Annotated in this window: 14 protein-coding genes and 1 pseudogene; 4 read left to right on the top strand and 11 right to left on the bottom strand. The window is 71.6% G+C overall.

Going from position 1 to position 16,464, the window contains the following annotated elements; translation table 11 throughout:
• Positions 1-36: 36 nt before the first annotated feature.
• The 6 genes and pseudogenes from ACIA1L_RS05580 to ACIA1L_RS05555 form a co-directional block, all read right to left on the bottom strand.
• Entirely contained in the window at positions 37-807 is a 771-nt protein-coding gene (locus ACIA1L_RS05580; protein ID WP_396071314.1) for an alpha/beta hydrolase, read from the bottom strand.
• Positions 804-2,147 carry a flavin-containing monooxygenase gene (locus tag ACIA1L_RS05575; RefSeq protein WP_396071313.1) on the bottom strand — a complete coding sequence of 448 codons (1,344 nt, stop codon included), beginning with the start codon at positions 2,145-2,147 and terminating at the stop codon, positions 804-806. The genes ACIA1L_RS05580 and ACIA1L_RS05575 overlap by 4 nt, the downstream gene beginning before the upstream one ends.
• Before the next feature lie 31 nt (positions 2,148-2,178).
• Positions 2,179-2,868: an endonuclease/exonuclease/phosphatase family protein gene (locus tag ACIA1L_RS05570; RefSeq protein ID WP_396071312.1), complete on the bottom strand. Its 690-nt coding sequence runs from the start codon at positions 2,866-2,868 to the stop codon at positions 2,179-2,181.
• A gap of 10 nt (positions 2,869-2,878) precedes the next feature.
• A complete protein-coding gene (locus ACIA1L_RS05565; protein WP_396071311.1) occupies positions 2,879-3,829 on the bottom strand; it encodes an ROK family glucokinase in 951 nt (316 codons plus the stop codon).
• A gap of 669 nt (positions 3,830-4,498) precedes the next feature.
• Positions 4,499-5,095 (bottom strand): annotated as a pseudogene (locus tag ACIA1L_RS05560) (hypothetical protein); the annotation flags it as partial.
• 541 nt (positions 5,096-5,636) lie between these two features.
• Positions 5,637-6,089: an SRPBCC family protein gene (locus tag ACIA1L_RS05555; protein ID WP_396071310.1), complete on the bottom strand. Its 453-nt coding sequence runs from the start codon at positions 6,087-6,089 to the stop codon at positions 5,637-5,639.
• 282 nt (positions 6,090-6,371) lie between these two features.
• Here ACIA1L_RS05555 and ACIA1L_RS05550 point away from each other — a divergent pair, with 282 nt between their 5' ends.
• The 3 genes from ACIA1L_RS05550 (at position 6,372) to ACIA1L_RS05540 (ending at position 9,394) form a co-directional block, all read left to right on the top strand.
• Positions 6,372-8,063 (top strand): GAF domain-containing sensor histidine kinase, encoded by a 1,692-nt coding sequence (locus ACIA1L_RS05550; RefSeq protein WP_396071309.1) that lies wholly within the window; start codon positions 6,372-6,374, stop codon positions 8,061-8,063.
• A gap of 7 nt (positions 8,064-8,070) precedes the next feature.
• Positions 8,071-8,739, top strand: coding sequence for a response regulator (locus ACIA1L_RS05545; protein ID WP_023359837.1), 669 nt, complete (start codon positions 8,071-8,073; stop codon positions 8,737-8,739).
• Positions 8,740-8,809: 70 nt separating this feature from the next.
• Entirely contained in the window at positions 8,810-9,394 is a 585-nt protein-coding gene (locus ACIA1L_RS05540; RefSeq protein ID WP_396071308.1) for a pyridoxamine 5'-phosphate oxidase family protein, read from the top strand.
• On the opposite strand, the gene ACIA1L_RS05535 is transcribed toward ACIA1L_RS05540, so the two are convergent.
• The 5 genes from ACIA1L_RS05535 to ACIA1L_RS05515 all read right to left on the bottom strand — a co-directional run bounded on the left by ACIA1L_RS05535 (position 9,391) and on the right by ACIA1L_RS05515 (position 14,501).
• Positions 9,391-10,323 (bottom strand): GNAT family N-acetyltransferase, encoded by a 933-nt coding sequence (locus ACIA1L_RS05535; RefSeq protein WP_396071307.1) that lies wholly within the window; start codon positions 10,321-10,323, stop codon positions 9,391-9,393. The two genes, ACIA1L_RS05540 and ACIA1L_RS05535, sit on opposite strands and share 4 nt — an antisense overlap.
• Complete coding sequence (locus ACIA1L_RS05530; protein ID WP_396071306.1) at positions 10,320-11,459, bottom strand: glycosyltransferase family 4 protein; 1,140 nt, start codon at positions 11,457-11,459, stop codon at positions 10,320-10,322. Before ACIA1L_RS05530 ends, ACIA1L_RS05535 begins: the two co-directional genes overlap by 4 nt.
• Positions 11,456-12,712, bottom strand: coding sequence for a M48 family metallopeptidase (locus ACIA1L_RS05525; RefSeq protein WP_396071305.1), 1,257 nt, complete (start codon positions 12,710-12,712; stop codon positions 11,456-11,458). The genes ACIA1L_RS05530 and ACIA1L_RS05525 overlap by 4 nt, the downstream gene beginning before the upstream one ends.
• 60 nt (positions 12,713-12,772) lie before the next feature.
• Positions 12,773-12,928: a hypothetical protein gene (locus ACIA1L_RS05520; protein WP_396071304.1), complete on the bottom strand. Its 156-nt coding sequence runs from the start codon at positions 12,926-12,928 to the stop codon at positions 12,773-12,775.
• A gap of 175 nt (positions 12,929-13,103) precedes the next feature.
• Positions 13,104-14,501 carry an NYN domain-containing protein gene (locus ACIA1L_RS05515; protein WP_396071303.1) on the bottom strand — a complete coding sequence of 466 codons (1,398 nt, stop codon included), beginning with the start codon at positions 14,499-14,501 and terminating at the stop codon, positions 13,104-13,106.
• Between the two features lie 104 nt (positions 14,502-14,605).
• Here ACIA1L_RS05515 and ACIA1L_RS05510 point away from each other — a divergent pair, with 104 nt between their 5' ends.
• Positions 14,606-16,405 (top strand): DEDD exonuclease domain-containing protein, encoded by a 1,800-nt coding sequence (locus ACIA1L_RS05510; protein WP_396071302.1) that lies wholly within the window; start codon positions 14,606-14,608, stop codon positions 16,403-16,405.
• The last annotated feature ends 59 nt before the right edge of the window (positions 16,406-16,464 follow it).

Below are 16,464 nucleotides of genomic sequence, written 5' to 3'. Positions count from 1 at the left end.
GTACCGGATCCGCTCGTCAGACTGCAGTCAAGGTTCCTACCGTGCGAGCTCCTTCACGAGCCAGTCCAGGAGGGCATCCACAGGCTCCTTCCAGCGAGTTTCCAGCATCAGCGCGTGCCCCATGCCTGGGAACAGCAGCGGGGCGCCACCACCGTGCCGGGCCGCCGCCCGATCCAGTGCCGCCCGGGTGACGATCCGGTCGTCCGGACTACCCAACACCAGCACCGGCGGTGCCCCCACCGGGCGGCCCGGCTCGGGCGCCCGCAGCAGGGAACGGCAGGTCGCGGCGGGCGTCCGCACCAGACGGGCGACGGTCGCGTCGACTGCCGTGGATTCTTCGCCGAAGAGCTGCCCAGCGGCGAGGGAAAGGTGCCCGCCGAACAGGGCCGGCAGCGTGCCGACCGGGTTGGCACGCAGCATGGCGCCCAGCGCAGACCAGCCGTGCACCACCGGGGCAGCCAACACGGCGGCCCGGGCGGGATAGCGGCCCAGCGCATGCGCGACGACGAGGGCACCGGTGCCGTGGCCCACCAGCACCGCCTGCCGAGGCAAGGCAGCGGCGGCCTGCACCACATCATGCGCGTACGCCCGCAGTGTCCCGTTCTTTCGCGGACTGAGGGCGTACGCCGGAAAGCCCCGCTCGGCCACGTGACCGAGCCAATGCTCCCGGAAAGCCCAGGCGCCATGTCCGAGCCCCGGCACGAACAGCAGCGGCGGACGACCCTCGTCGGGGTGGGGCAGGGCGCTGAGCACCTCCCGACGCACCGGCGGCACCGGGCGGGTCCAGTCCGCGAACCGCACGATCATGCCCGCTCCAGCCGTTCCAGCAGGCCTTCGAGGGCGCGCAGATAGCTGACGAAGCTCACCTCGAACCAGTGCCGGGACGACGGGACCATCCGCTGCCGCACCCACGAGCGCAGCGGCCGCGTCGACTCCTGCTGCTGCACCGCCGCGGCCCGGTCCGGGCTCTCCCGGCGCAGCCGCAGCCAGCGGGCGACAGCCACACTCTGCCAATGGGCCACCGGCAGCAGTCCACCGTCGGCTTGGACGAGGCCGACCACGGCCAGGGTCGGATGCCGCCGGGCAAACGCGTGCAGGTGCAGATCGGGCTTGCCGTCCGCGTCGGCGTCGAGCAGCTCCGGCGCGAGGAAGTCGAACCGCGGCAGATAGCCGGTCGCGAGGACGACCAGGTCAGGGTCGACGCGGCGCCCGTCCGCAAACTCGACCGTGGTGCCGCTGCACCGCACGACGTCCGGCATCGGGCTGATCCGACCCTGGCCCACGTGGAGAACGAGCTGACTGTTCACCACCGGATGGCTCTCGTACGGCCGGTGGTCCGGCGCCGGCAGCCCGAAGCGGGAGCCGTCGCCGGTGGTGAGCCGCACCGTCCGCGCGTAGATCCACTGCCGGACACGCAGGGGCAGCCGCCACCGCTGCAGCAACGCGGCGATTTGGTCGGCGGGGCGGCCGAACACGTAGGCGGGCGCGTACCAGTAGCCGCGTCGGGTCGAGTGCCACACCGTGTCGGCTTGTGGGGCGGCAGCCACGGCGAGGTCGCAGCCGGTGTTGCCGCCGCCGACCACCAGCACTTTCCGGCCGCGCAGCTGCGCCGGGTCCTTGCAGGCGGAGGCGTGCAGAACCTGCCCCCGGTAGCCGGACACGTCCACGTCCCACGGCTTCGGTGACCAGAGGTGGCCGGTCGCGACCACCACGGCCGCGTACCGCTGGATGCGCTCGTCCCCGCCGCCGGTGCCGCGGGTGGTGACGTCCCACCGGCCGTCGCCGACCGGCGTCACCGCCACCACCTCGGTCCCGAACCAGATGCTGTCGCGCAGCCCGAAATGATCGGCGTAGCGTTCGAGGTAGGCCAGGAACCGACTGTGGTGCGGATAGTCCGGCCAGTCGTCCGGCATCGGGAAGTCGGGAAACTCGGTCAGCGGCCGGGACGTCACCAGGTGGGTGCCCGCCGCCACCGGGCTGCGATCGTGGCGCCAGTTCCACGCGCCACCGACGGACGTCTCCCGCTCATAGCAGTCCACGGAGAATCCCTGCTCGCGCAGGTTCTTCAGGGCCGCGAGGCCGCTCCCGCCGGCACCGATCACACAGACCGCGTCGTGCCGGTCGGCGAGATCCGGGGTGTCGTGCATCGAGGCATCCTCGCAGAACCCGCGGGCAGCCTCAATCGGTCGGCAGCAAAAGATCCGCACAGACCGGCAGGTGGTCGCTGGCCCGCCGGGCGACGTCGGAGTCGATCACGTCGTAGCGGGCGACCTCGATGTCCGCGGAGACGAAGAGTCCGTCGAGGCGCTGTCGCGGCAGGGTCGCCGGGAAGGTCAGCGCCGCACCCCCACCCCGCCCGCCGGTGTCCACCAACCCGTCGGCGACGGTCCGCCAGGCTCCCCCACCCGGCCCCTCGTTGAGGTCGCCGCCCGCGATCAACGGACCCTCCACGACAGACAGCGCCGCTTTCCACTGCGCCGCCTGGTCGGGACGCTCGGCGGGGTCGGTGGCGAGATGCGAACCGGAGACGGTGAACTGCCCGCCGCGCACCGAGCAGCGAGCGAACGCCGCCCCGCGCAAGTGCCGGCCCGGCGTCAACGGATAGCGCAGGCACCAGGTGTCGTGCACCCGCACCCGCAGGCTCACCAGCAGCAGATTGCCCAGCGACGGCAGCCCACCCGCCGCGACCACCATGCCGAAGTCATCGGCCAGGGCCGCACACTTGTGCCGCCACCGCCACCGCCGCGGCGCCTCCTGCACGATGACCACATCCGGGGCGGCCGCGCGGACCAGCTCGATCAGGGCCGCCCGGTCGTCACGCAGACCGTGCACGTTGTAGCTCAGCACCCGCAGCGGGACCCCGGACACGTCGTCTCCTTCAGATCCGCCGAGCCAAGTCGGCCGCCCCGAGCACCCCAGCGGTGTTACCGGTCTCCGCGGCCTTGATCTCGGCGACCGGGAACCGGTTACGTTGGGCCAGTTGTTCCCGATAGGTCCGTTCCGTCGGCCCCATCAGCAGCTCCCCCGCATCGATGACGCCGCCACCAACCACCAGCACCTGCGGATCGAACGTCTGGGCCAGATCGGCCATCGCCACCCCCAGCCAGTACCCGATCTGCGCGAACGCGTCCCGGGCCACCCCGTCGCCCCGCTGCGCCGCCTCGGTGATCATCCGGCCGCTGATCAGCTCCGGATCACCGCCCGCGAGTTCCAGCAGCGCCCCGGCCCGCCCGGGCTCCTGCCGCGCACCGGCCCGCGCGAACCGCACCAGCGCATTACCGCTCGCGTACTGCTCGAGACAACCCAGCCGACCGCAGCCGCAGGGATGACCACCGTTCACGGATTGAATATGACCCAGCTCGCCCGCGATCCCGTTCGCGCCACGCCACAGCCCACCGCCCAGAACAATCCCACCACCGATCCCGGTCCCGACCGTGATCATCACCATCGAGTCGTCGGCAGCCCGCGCCGCCCCGAACCGGAACTCCGCCCAGGCGGCCACGTTCGCGTCGTTCTCCAGCACGGTCGGCAGCCCCACGGCCTTCGCCACGTGATCGCGCACCGGCTCGTCCCGCCACGCCAGGTTCGGCGCGAACAGCACCGTTGCCCCGGCCGCATCAATCCAGGCCGCAGCCCCGATGCCGACCGCCTTCGCCGCCGGATACTGCGCCGCCAACTCGGCGGCCACCGCCACGATCGTGTCCCGCGTCCCCGCCGGATCCTCCGCCGGCGTCTCCCGCCGCGTCTGCGCGATCACTCGGCCCTGATCGTCGACCACCCCGCCGGCCACCTTCGTGCCGCCGACGTCGATCCCGATGGTCAGCGTCACCGTGCCCCCTTAGTCCCACTCATCCGCCTACGGCGCTTCATCATGATCTACGCCATCCGATCTCGCCACGGCGCTTTCCTCCCGCGAATCCCCGTCTGCGTCATCCCGCCCTCGTTCCATCGCGCAGCCTTGTCGCGGTCCGCCGGCTGGGTGCGCTTCAACGAATCCTTCAGGTACGGGTCGAGGCGTCCCCACAAGCAGCACCGGCGTGCCCGATCAACGGGAACGCGACCCGTCATCATCCGATCCCGGCTGCCGCGCCCCAGCTTCGCGGGCGTCGGGCGAAACCGAGGTTCCGCGCACAGCCGCATCGTCCTGCCGAACCGCATCGTCCTGCCGAACCGCATCGTCCTGCCGAACCGCATCGTCCTGCCGAACCGCATCGTCCTGCCGAACCGCATCGTCCTGCTGCCCCACCACATTGCCCGACGCAACCGCGCCGCCCGGCCCCTCCGCGCCGCCCGGCCCCTCCGCGCCGCCCGGCCCCTCCGCGTCGTCGGTGTGGGCGCTGCTTTGCCGGGGTCCGCTGTCCGATCGGGCCGGTTTGTCTCGCCGGGGAGCACTGCGAGTTGCTGCAGCCCAGGGGTCCCTGGGTCGGGTGCTCCCCTGGCCCGCGTCGGCTGACTCCGGCCAAGCGTCGTCGGTTGCCTGCACTGCGGCCGAGCTTTCGGCGGCACTCTCCGGAACCAGCGGACGAGGCGAAGCGGTGGGCCGAGGTGGGGCCGGCGAACGCGGTGGGGCAGGTGCGCGAACCGCGGCGGCCCATGGGTCAGCGTCGTCGACTCTGCCTGGCTGTGCATCCGGCCGAGTTTCGGCACTGGAGCCTCGCGCAGGAGAGTTGTGGGCCGCGCGGGTGGCGGTGGACCAGGCCTGGTCTGGGGTGGGTTGGGGGCGCGGCGCGGATGGGGGGTCGGCGGTGGGCGTCGGGCGTGGGGTGACGGTGGTGGCGCCGACGATGGCGGAGAGGCCACGCATCAGGGTGGCTACGCCGCCGGCCAGGTCGGCGGCGCCGGTGGCGAGGCGTTCGGCGGTTTCGGGGGTGGGATCACGGAGGGCGGCTATCGCTCGGCAGATGGGGCAGACGCAGCATTCGGCCGTGCCGGTGGCCCAGCCGGTGCTGCTTTTGTGGTGCGGTGTGCCCGTACCGGAAAGGAATGGGCCGAGCAGATCACCCAGGCCGCCGCGACCGCTTTGCGTGGCTCGAGCGAGCAGGGCGGCGACGAGCCGCTCGGCTTCCTCGCGGGCCGACCCGGTGGTCCCTGTCATCGCGCTGCTCCCTGCCGTCGTGCCGCCAGTGGCGGCGCGCCACGCCGCCGCCGCAATGGACGTTCGCCGCTATTGTGCCGCCGCCCGCACAATGCCGCCGGCGCCAGGTCGCGGTTGTGGATAACCGCACCGCTGTGGACAACTGCTCGCAGGTCCGACCGTTCCCGACGCCGAAGCGCCGAACATGGCACCCCGCCCAACCATGACCGCGATCCCAGTCCGGATCGCGACGCCACCGGCACACGACGACGACCCGGGTGGGACACGTCACGAGCACCAGCGAGACCCGCCACTACGACCAGCCGGACTCACCGCCCGTGACCAGCGAGACCCGCCACCAAGCCAGCCTGGCCTTCGCCGCAACGACGAGGGGAATCCGCCACCACAACCAGCCGGACCCGCCACCACAACCAGCCGGACCCGCCCCCACAACCAGCCGGACCCGCCCCCAAACCCAGCCGGACCCGCCCATGACCAGGCGAACCGTTACCGCAACGGCCAGCCCGACCTTGCCGCGACAACAAGCGGGATCGGGGCAGCGTCAGGAGCGGGCGAGGGCTTCGACGCGGCGCTTGAGCTCCTTGAGTGCCGTATCCATGATCATTTTCTCGGCTTTGCGTTTCAGCATGCCGATCATGCCGATGATGAGTTCCACCTCGAGGGAGTACGTCACCGTCGTCGTGCCGTCGGCGGCCTCGACCAGGTCGTACGAGCCGGTCAGGGTCTTCTGCATCTTGGACGGCGCGACGAGGTGCCATTCGATGCGGGACAGGTCCTCGGCGTACGCGTACTCGAGGGTGTAATCGTCGGAGAGCGGCCCTGCGTCGATGACGAAGCGGACCTGGGCCGCGTAGCCGTCCTCGTATTCTTCGAGGACCTCCACCCGCTTCATCGCGTCCGCCCACTCCGGGTAGCGGGGGAAGTCGCAGATCACCGCGGCCACCTGGTCGAGGGGCGCCTGTACCTGGATGGACTGCGTCGAGGTGTCCGCCATGGCAGGCAGGCTACCCCGTGCCGCGCCGGATGTGACCAAGAGCCTCCCACCGATGGCGCCCGAGCTCGTCCAGCGGAGTAAAGCCGGAGGTCGTCCAGCGGAGTAAAGCCGAAGGTCGTCCACCGGAGCACAGCCGGAGCAAGAGCCGGAGCAAAGCCGAGCGGAACCGAAGCTAGGCCGAGCGGAGCCAGAGCGGAGCCAGAGCGGAGCCAGAGCGGAGCCGGACCCGCGAGCACATCGGGCGATGGGCCGATTCCCGATGAGGCGGCTACGATCCGTCACGTGCCCGCCTCAGCCAGCGTCCTCGTGCGCGTCCACCCGCTCGCGGTGGCCGCCCGTCTCGTCATGCTCGCCCTCGTTGCCGCGCTCACGCTGATCGCGACGCAGGACACCGGGCAGCTGCGCTGGATCGCGTTGCTGCTGGTTGCGGCGCTGCCGGCGTTCTTCCTGCCGCATCACCGGGTGGCTGCGCCGCTGGGCCGGGTGGCTGAGGTCGCGGTGACGGGGCTGGCCGCCGGGTCGGTCGCGATGGCCGCGAACATCTCGGGCACGGTGTCGTTCGGGTTCGGGGCCGAGGCGGTCCTTCCGTACCTGGCGGTCCCGCTGTTGACCGCGGCGTTGCGGCGGCGGCCGACCGAGGGCGCCGCGCTGCTCGGGGTGGCAGCGGTGGCGATGGTGATCGGTGGGGTGATCGTCGAGGACGGCGATTCGATCATCACCCAGCCGGGCTATCTCGCGGCGGGCGGACAGTGGCTGGTGCTGGGCGCGATCGTCACCTTCGCCGCGGACACGATGCGGCAGCTCATGGCGCCGGCAGAGCACAAACCGCAGCCGTACGCGGAAGCGACCCGGCTCCTGACCCAACTGCGCAGCGTGGCCCGTTCGCTTCCCGGCGCGACCCTGGACCCGGGCGGCATTTCCGAGCACCTGCTCGAGGAGCTGCGCGTCGTCGCACCCGGGCACCGCGCGGCCGTGCTTTCGGCCAGCGGCGGCGGGCGACTGGTTGTCCTGGCCCAGACCGGCGCCGAGCGGGTCGACTGGGAGGTGACACTGGACGCGGACTCGGCGATTGCGGACGCGTGGGCCACCCAGCAGCCGCAGACCGCGTCCCGGTCGCAGGCCCGGTCGCATCAGGGCGGTGAGGCTTCGTCGCTGGTGGTGCCGCTGGTCGCGGGAGTCCGTACGATCGGCTTGGTGATCCTCGAGGCGGACGTGCCCAGCGCGTACCCGTCTGCGGTGATCGCGCGGGTGACCGAGGTGACCGGCCCGGCTGCTCTGCGGCTGGAGGCCGCGCTGCTGTTCGACGAAGTGCGCTCGTTGGCGACCAATGAGGAGCGTCAGCGACTCGCCCGGGAAATTCACGACGGGGTGGCGCAGGAACTCGTCATGGTCGGGTACGGCATCGACAACGCGCAGGCCACCTTGCCGGAGGGCGCGGAGGAGACCGCCCAGGAGCTGCGGGACCTGCGCGGCGAGGTCACCCGGGTCATCACGGAGCTGCGGCTGAGCCTGTTCGAGCTGCGTTCCGAGGTGGACCGCAACGGCGGTTTGGCGGCGGCGATCGCCGAGTACGCCCGCACGCTGGGTACCTCGGCGGGGCTGCGGGTGCACTTCACCTTCGACGAGTCCACCGCCCGGCTGCCGGCGGCGACCGAGGCGGAGCTGCTGCGGATCGCGCAGGAGGCGATCACCAACGCGCGCAAACATGCTGGCGCGTCCAATCTGTGGGTGACCTGCACGGTCGACCCGCCGTACGCGGAGATCGAGGTCTCTGACGACGGCAAGGGCTTCGCCGACGACCGCCCAGACGGGCGCTACGGCCTTGCGATCATGGCCGAGAGGGCGGAACGTATCCGAGGCCGGCTGGAGATCAGACCACGACACCCCAGCGGGACAACCGTTGCGGTAGTGCTCGGAACCTCCGCTCGGCGCGATAGCGTGCGGGATAGCGTTTCCGCACCAGAAGGGGAGTAACCCGAGCATGTCGACCAGTCCGATGCCGACGACCCGCACGAAGGTGCTTCTCGTCGACGATCACGACCTGATCCGTAAGGGGCTGCGGCACGCGTTCGAGCGGGACCGCCAGTTCGAGGTGGTCGGCGAGGCAGCCACGGCCGCCGAGGCCGTCCGCCAGGCCGGCGCGCTCCAGCCCGACGTAGTGATCATGGACCTGCGCCTGCCGGACGGCAGCGGTCTCGAAGCCACTCGCGCGCTCCGCAAGAACAACGCCAACATGGGCATCGTGGTCCTCACGATGTATGCCGGCGACGACCAGCTTTTCGGCGCGCTCGAGGCGGGGGCCAGCGCTTTCGTGCCCAAGACCGCCCCGGCCGATGAGGTCGTCGCGGCAGCCCGGCATGCCGCGTCGGCGCCCAGCGCATTCACGGCGGCCGACCTGGCTGAGGCGATGAAGCGCCGGCTGGCCCCGTCGGGACCGCAGCTGTCGCCGCGCGAGGGCCAGGTGCTGCGCCTGCTCGCCGACGGCATGAGCGTGGCGGGCATCGCCAAGCAGCTGTTCGTTTCGGAGTCCACGGCCAAGACGCACATCTCCAAGCTGTATGAGAAGTTGGGCGCGGCGAACCGGGCTCAGGCGCTGATGACGGCGCTGCGGCTGGGCCTGCTCGAGGCGCCGGACGCCCCGAAGTTCTGACCACGCGCGGATCCGCCCGCTGCCCCGGCCGGGGTGGCGGGCGGTGGCGTGTCCCGCAGAGAATGCCCGCATGGGGAAGACACATGAGCGCATCTCCGGCCGGCTCCGGGAGTTCATCGAAGCCCAACCGATCTTTTTCACCGCGACGGCGCCGCTGTCCGGTTCGGGCACGGTCAATCTGTCACCGAAGGGGCTCGTCGGCTCCTTCGCGGTTCTCGACGAGCTGACTGTGGCCTACCTGGACTTCGCCGGCAGCAACGCCGAGACCATCGCGCATCTGCGCGAGAACGGCCGCGTCACGCTGATGTGGTGCGCTTTCCAGGGACCGCCCAATATCGTACGGCTCCACGGCCGCGGCGAGCCGGTCTTCCGGGACGATCCACGCTGGACGGATTTCCTCGCGCACTTCCCCCACATCGATCCCACCGAGCACGGCCTTCGCGCGATCATCGTCGTCCGGGCCGAGCTGATCCGCGACTCGTGCGGCTACGCCGTGCCGCTGCTGACCTACGACGGTGATCGTGACCTGCACGGCAAACGGTTCGCGCGGGAGGACGACGAGTCCCTCAGCGCGTACTTCGAGAAGAAAGAATTCATCGCGACCAGCCTGGACGGCCTCCCCGGGCTGCCCCTGCCCTTGCCGCCGACTCCCTAGCGCCAGACCATGTCGATCTGACGCTCGAAGGTGACGTAGCCGGCCTGGGCGAAAGCGGCGGCCATGGGCGCGTTGCCGACGTCGGTGGACGCGCGGATCCTCGGCACGTCCTGCGCGGCGAGCAGGCGGGTTCCCGCTGCCAGGATGTCGTGAATGTAGCCCCGGCCGCGCTGCGCGGGCACCACCCCCACGTAGGCGATGATCGGGTTGTAGCCGTTGTGCGCGGGAATCACGAACCCGACCGGCTCACCGTCCGCCAGCGTCGCGACCTGCCACCAATCGTGCGGGCTGGTGTAGCGGGCGAGTTCGCCGTGGTACTGCTCGTGGGCGGCCTGTTCGGGGCTCATCCGGGTCAGGTCGTCGCGGCTGTGCGCGTCGAGGGTGCTGTCTAGGACGAGTGTCATGAGGCCGATCAGTTCCGCTGGGTCGCGGACCGGCCGGAAGGTGAGCCGTCCGCTGTCCGCGGGAATCGGCGCGCCGGGTCGCCATTCGAGCCGGAGCCGTTCGACGAACAGCTCGGCGCCGACCTGGCGCAGGGCTGTCATCCGCCGCTCGGCGGCGATCCGGGTGGCCGGGTCGTCGCGCCAGTCCGGCGGCAGGAATCGGCTGTGCTCCGGCGGCGTCGTGCCCGCCGGGACCACCGCGGGCAGGGCTGTCTGCAACAGACGGACGCCGTCCTCCACGTCGCCGGCCAGGTCGAAGATGTCCAGGATGAGCGGCTGCTCGTCGCCGGGACGCGACCACCAACCCGCGCGGGCAACCACGTGATCGTCGCGCAGGGCGAGCCAGAGCCACTCCGGTCGGCGGCGGCCCTCGGCAAGGTCCGTACGAATTTCGGCGTTGAGGACGTACGGCAGGTGGTTGAAGCGGTCCAGTTCGTCGAGTCCCGTGATCGGCCGCAGGCTCAGCTCACCGCGCGCTGACGTCATGAGTTCTCCGACATGGTGGTGAGGCGGGTGAGTTCGGCCGCCTTGGTTTCCCAGCGCCATTCGCGCTCGACCCAGGCCCGGCCGGCCGCTCCCATCCGCCGGGCGGCAGCCGGGTCGGCCAGCAGTCCCGCCAGCCGGTCGGCGATCGCGGGCACGTCGCGGCCGCCCACCACATAGCCGGTCTCGCCGTCTCGAACGGCGTCGGGTGCACCGCCGGAGTCACCGGCCAACACGGGCAGTCCGGTGGCCGACGCCTCCAGGTAGACGATGCCCAGGCCTTCCACGTCCAGACCAGCGCTCCTGGTCCGGCACGGCATCGCGTAGACGTCGCCGGCCGCGTAGTGGGCCGGCAGGTCTTCCCACGGCACCGTGCCGGTGAAGACCACATCGGACTCGACGTCCTCGGACCGGGCCAGCGCCTGCAACTTTTCCCGGTACGGCCCGCCGCCCACAATGAGCAGCGCCGCCCCCGGCACCCGGCGCCGGATCTGCGGCATGGCCCGGATCAGCATGTCCTGGCCTTTGCGGGGCACCAGCCGCGACACGCACACCACGACCGGCCGGTCGCTGAGCCCGTGCCTCGCCCGCACCGCAGACCCGTCAACCTCCGGGTGGTACGCGTCGATGTCCACCCCGGGCGTCAGCCGCTGCAGCGAGGTGAGCCCGTGCAGCGCCCGGTCGAGCCGCACTCGTTGGAACTCGGTCAGGTAGGTCACCACGTCGTTGTCCCGGGCGATGCGGCGCAGCAGGTGCCGGGCGCCGGGCAGGGCGGCCCAGCCGATCTCGTGCCCGTGGGTCAGCGCCACCGCCCGGGTGATGCCGGTCCGCTTGCGCAGCCCGCCGGCCAGCAGCCCCAGGGGCGCCGCGGCACCGAACCAGACGCTGTCGCAGTCGTGGGACCGGGCAATCTCCGCGGCTCGGCGGGCGACGGCCGGGGTGGGCAGCAGCACGCCGGTTTTCTCCCGGACCACTTCGAACGGCTGCTCGGCGTCGAACTTCGCGGCGCCCCGCCAGCTGGAGGCGTAGACCACGACCGAGCCACCGGGTTGCCGCACCGCCAGGTTGTGGACGAACTGCTGGATCCCGCCCGGCCTGGGTGGGAAGTCGTTGGTGACCAGCAGGGTCCGCGCGCTCACCGCTCTCCCCTGGCGTAGGCGCGGGCGGCGGCCATGCGCTCGACGGTGGACGGGTGCGAGGCGGACATGAGGTACTCCCAGGCCGGCGGGTCGGGGTCGGAGAGGTTGATCATGCCGAGGCGGCGCTGCATGGCCTCGAAGGTGGCCGGGTCTTCGGTCAACGCGAGTGCGTGGGCGTCCGCGCGGGCCTCGACCCGGCGGGACACGAGTGCTTGCACCGGGCCGCCGGCGAGGCCGGCGAGGGTGACCAGCGCCAGCAGCAGCGCGATCGCCCGCGGTTCGCCCATGGCGTCGACGCCGGCCCAGCGCAGCAGCCACCCGAGCGAGCCGAGCAGGTAGAGCGCCACCACCGCCGCGGCGGCGCCGAGCGCGCCGATGATCGTGCCGGTGAGCACGTCGTTGCGTTTGGCGTGGCCCAGCTCGTGCGCTGCCACGGACACCACTTCGCCGGGGGTCGCCTCGGTGAGCATGGTGTCGTAGACGACGATGCGCCGGGTCGGGCCGAAACCCGAGACGTAGGCGTTGACCGCGCGCGTGCGGCGGGAGGCGTCGGCGACCAGAACATCTTTGACGGGTACGCCGTCGCGGTCGGCGAGGTCCATCAGCTCGGTGCGCAGCGGCCCGGCGGCCATCGGCGTGAACTTGTTGAAGACGGGCTCCACCAGGACGGGCAGCACGAAGGACAGCAGCACCACGAGCGCGGCCGCGCCGGCCGCTCCCAGCGCCCACCACCAGCGCGGGAACAGCCGGGTGACGGTGAAGAAGCCCAGCAGGGCCAGCGCGCCGATGACCGCGCCGACGGCGAATGACTTGAGCACGTCGACCGCCCACGGCCCCCAGGTCTGGGTGGAGATGCCGTAGCGCACCAGGACCGTGTGCCGCCACACCGCGAACGGCAGGGTCAGCACCTCGGCGGCCAGCACGACCAGCAGCCCGCCGAGCACGGCCTGCGCGATCCAGTGGTCACCGAACGGGCGCCCGGCCCACGTCACCAACCGCGCGCCCAGCGGCGTGAGTCCGAGCACCAGCGCCCCGAGCAGGCCGATGACCAGCCCGCCGTACGCCCCGGGCCGCAGGACGGCGTGAAACTCCCGGGCTCTCGCCACCTGCGTGGCGGGGAGATCGTTCAGCGCGGCGAGTTGGTCGGCGCGGGGTGCGGGTGGTCGGTGCCAGGGGATCGTGACGGCGGCGTACCCGATGAGGCCGACCAGCAGCACGCCCAGCGTGCAGGCAGCCCACAGCCGAGGGGTCACGCCCTGTCTCCATCCTGGTCGGTGCCGGGACCGCCCATCCTAGGGCGCACCCCTTCATGATCACGCCACGTGGTCGTGGCGGCGGTAGATCGGGACCTCGACGGGTGGTTCGGGGGTCTCCAGCAGCTCGATCTCGAAGCCGGCCAGCTCGAAAACCTCGATGGCCCGCAGCTCGCCCGGCGTGAGGTCGCCGATGCCGTCCGGAGTGTCGGCCATCGCCTTGATCAGGCATCCTTCGCATCCGCGCCCCCTACCGGGGCAGCGGCCGCAGTCGATGATCATCGCTTCCTCCTCGTGCCCGGCGGTGGCCGCACCGCGATCCGGGGGAAGTGCCTGTCGCGGACCGACCACCATCGGTGACAGTCACGCTATGGAGGGGGTACGACAATAATTAGGACCGGGCGAGCCTGCGCAGCAGAGAATCGGCGCCCATGGGGTACGCGCCGTGGCGGCGAACCCCGTCGGCGACCTCACGGTCCGACGAGATGACGACGAGCGGGCGACCCGCCGGCTCAGCCCGGACCAGCTGCCTGATCAGCTCGTCGGCGGTATCGCCCTTGCGGGAGAACAGCACCCGGACACCGCGCGGCGCGGGCGGCAGGCCGTGTACGCGTTCGGCACCGTCGAACACCACGGTGACTTCGTCGCCGGTTTGCGCCGCGATGCCGCCGAGCCCGGTGATGAGTCGTTTGCGCTGATGCTCCAGCGACATCTCGGCGAAGCCGCGCTTGGTGACGTTGTAGCCGTCCACGATCAGGTGCGCGCGGGGCAGGGCCAGCAACTGGTCCAGCCGACCCGGGTCGTCGGTGTCCTGTGCCCGCGGCCGGGACCGCTCCTGGGCGCCCGGCTTGTCGGCGGCAACCTCCGCGACCAGGTCGGCGGGCAGTTTGTCGGCGGGGCCGAGCGCCAGCTCCCGGCGCAGCCCGGAGGCGGCCTGCCCGATCGTTTCCACCAGGAGCCAGAGGCGAGCGTCGTCGGCAGCTCGGGCGTCCTTGGCGCTCTGCTTGCCGGAGGCGGCCGCGGCCTCCGCTTCCGACAGGCGCGTCCGCAGCCGGCGTAGCTCGGCGTCATGGTCCGCGGCCACCTTGGCGACCCGACCCTTCTCGGTAGCCAGCAGGTCGTTGGCCCGTTTGTGGGCCGCCTGCGTCTCGCGCAGCGCGCGGGCCGTGGTCCGGGCTTCCTCGCGGAGTTGACCCAGTTCCTCGCGCACCCGGGCGAGCTCGTCGCGGAGCTTGTCCGCCTCCACCTTGGCGACGGCCCGGTCGTGCTCGGCCCGGGCGGCCCGCTGCTCGGCGTCCCGAATCTGGTGGGCCGCGGCGGCGATGTCCGTCTCGGCACGCACCGATTCCCCGGCTGTCTCGATCAGGGTTCGCCAGCCGTCCGGCCGGGCCAGGTAGGCCAGAGCCGCGACTTCGACGGGATCTGCTGCTGCGGGCGCCGTCCCCCCGGCGACGGCGGCACCCAGGTCGCCCGCTTCACCGACCACCCTGCCGCCGATGCGCTGCCGGAAGAGCGGATCGGCGGTGAGCTGTGCGGCGAGCGCGGCAGCGCCGAGCCGAGCCCGGCGATTCGGGGCGAACCGGGCCACCCGCCGCAACGCGACCGGGATCTCCTCGGCGGGCAAGCCCGGCAGTGCGGCTGCGGTCAGCGCGGTGATCCGCTGCCGGACCGCCTCCGGCAGCGCTGGCTCGGGCGCCTCGTCGTCCGCTTCGAGAGCAAGCCCAGCCTCCGCCTCGACCGGGGCGGGCGCCTCGGAGGGGCGGTCGGTGAACTCGTGCGGCGCGGACATTTTCTTATTCTCCCACCGTGGGCTGCGGAAAGCTTGCGGAGGCAACCGATCTTTTCGGGTACGGACCCGGCAGAATGTCGTACCCCACCCCTACATTCCCCGCCGTGGCACAACCGGCATATGTCCAGGGCACTCTGGACACCCTCCTGACCGCGGACGGCTCGGTCGACCCGGCGGCGCTGTCGCTGCGGGACACCACCTTCGTGGTGCTCGACCTCGAGACCACCGGCGGTGCACCGGACGGCGGCGGCATCACCGAGATCGGCGCGGTCAAGGTACGCGCCGGAGAAGAGCTGGGCGTTCTCGGCACCCTGGTCAACCCGGGCGAACGGCTGCCCCCGTTCATCACCGTCCTGACCGGCATCACCGAGGCCATGCTCGCGCCAGCGCCACCCATCGAGGCCGTCCTGCCGAGCCTGCTCGAGTTTCTCCGCGGCGCCGTGCTGGTCGCCCACAACGCCCCCTACGACGTGGGGTTCCTCAAAGCCGCCTGCGCTCGACACGGGCACACCTGGCCGCAGGTGCGGGTGCTGGACACCGCCGCCCTGGCCCGGCGGGCGCTGACCCGCGACGAAGTGCCCAACCGCAAGCTCGGCACGCTCGCCCAGTTCTTCGGCGCCCGGGTGCAGCCCACGCACCGGGCGCTGGACGACGCGAAGGCCACCGTCGACGTGCTGCACGGGCTGATCGAGCGGCTGGGCAGTTTCAAGGTGCACACCCTCGGCGACGCCATCGAGTTCAGCCGCGCGGTCACCCCCACCCAGCGGCGCAAACGACACCTCGCCGACGACCTGCCGCACGTGCCCGGCGTCTACGTGTTCCGGGCCGCCGACGACCGCCCGCTCTATGTCGGCACGTCGGTGGACATCGCCACCCGGGTCCGCAGCTACTTCACGGCGAGCGAGAAGCGGGCCCGGATGTCCGAGATGATCGCCGCCGCCACCCGGGTGGAGGCCGTCGAGTGCGCCCACTCGCTGGAGGCCGAGGTCCGGGAGTTACGGCTCATCGCCGCGCACGCCCCGCCGTACAACCGCCGGTCGAAATATCCGGAACGGGTCGTCTGGTTGAAGCTCACCACCGAGGCGTACCCGCGGCTGTCCGTGGTGCGTCAGCTCACCGACGACGGCGCCGCCTACCTGGGGCCGTTCTCGTCACGACGCACCGCCGAGCTGGCCGCCGCCGGGGTCTACGACGCGGTGCCCCTGCGCCAGTGCACCCACAAGCTCTCCACCCGGACGATCACGCCCGCCTGCGCGCTGGCCGAGCTGGGTCGATGCGCGGCACCCTGCGAGCACCGCATCACCCCCCACGAGTACGCCCTCAGCGCCGCCCTGCCGTTCAGCACCGCCACCGAAGGCGACCCGGAACCGCTGGTCGATGCTCTGATGGCCCGGATCGAGACGCTCTCCGACCGGCAACGCTACGAGGAGGCGGCCATCGTCCGTTCCCGGCTCGTCGCGCTGCTGCGAGCCACCGTGCGGATGCAGAAGCTGGGGGCGCTCACCCGGGTCGGCGAGCTGGTGGCGGCCCGGCGCAACGACGCGTACGGATGGGAGATCATCGTGGTCCGGCACGGCCGGCTGTCCGCCGCCGCGACGTCTCCACCGCGGTTGCATCCCCGGCCGACCCTCGACCTGGCCCGGGCGACGGCCGAAACGGTCCTACCCGGACCGGGTCCGGTCCCGGCCGCCTCCGCTGAGGAAAGTGAACGCATCCTGGCCTGGCTGGAGCGCCCGGACACCCGGCTGGTGGAAACTTCCGGTGACTGGGTAACCCCGGCACGTGGTGCAGCCCGCTTCACTACCCTGCTCAGCAGGGCCGAAGCCGCGGCGTCGAGAAGAGACTCGACCGTTCGCTCATCGGTAACTGACCGTTCGGGTGACGCCCGCTCGCTTAGGCTGTAAGGCACGCCGCGACGTTGCCGAGCAATCGACGGCAACACCGCGTAAGGTGCCTGCATCTG

The organism is Actinoplanes sp. NPDC051859 (assembly GCF_044452725.1).
Lineage (GTDB): Bacteria > Actinomycetota > Actinomycetes > Mycobacteriales > Micromonosporaceae > Actinoplanes.
The sequence above is the reverse complement of the archived record's forward strand: the minus strand, read 5'-3'. Positions and strand labels throughout refer to the sequence as shown.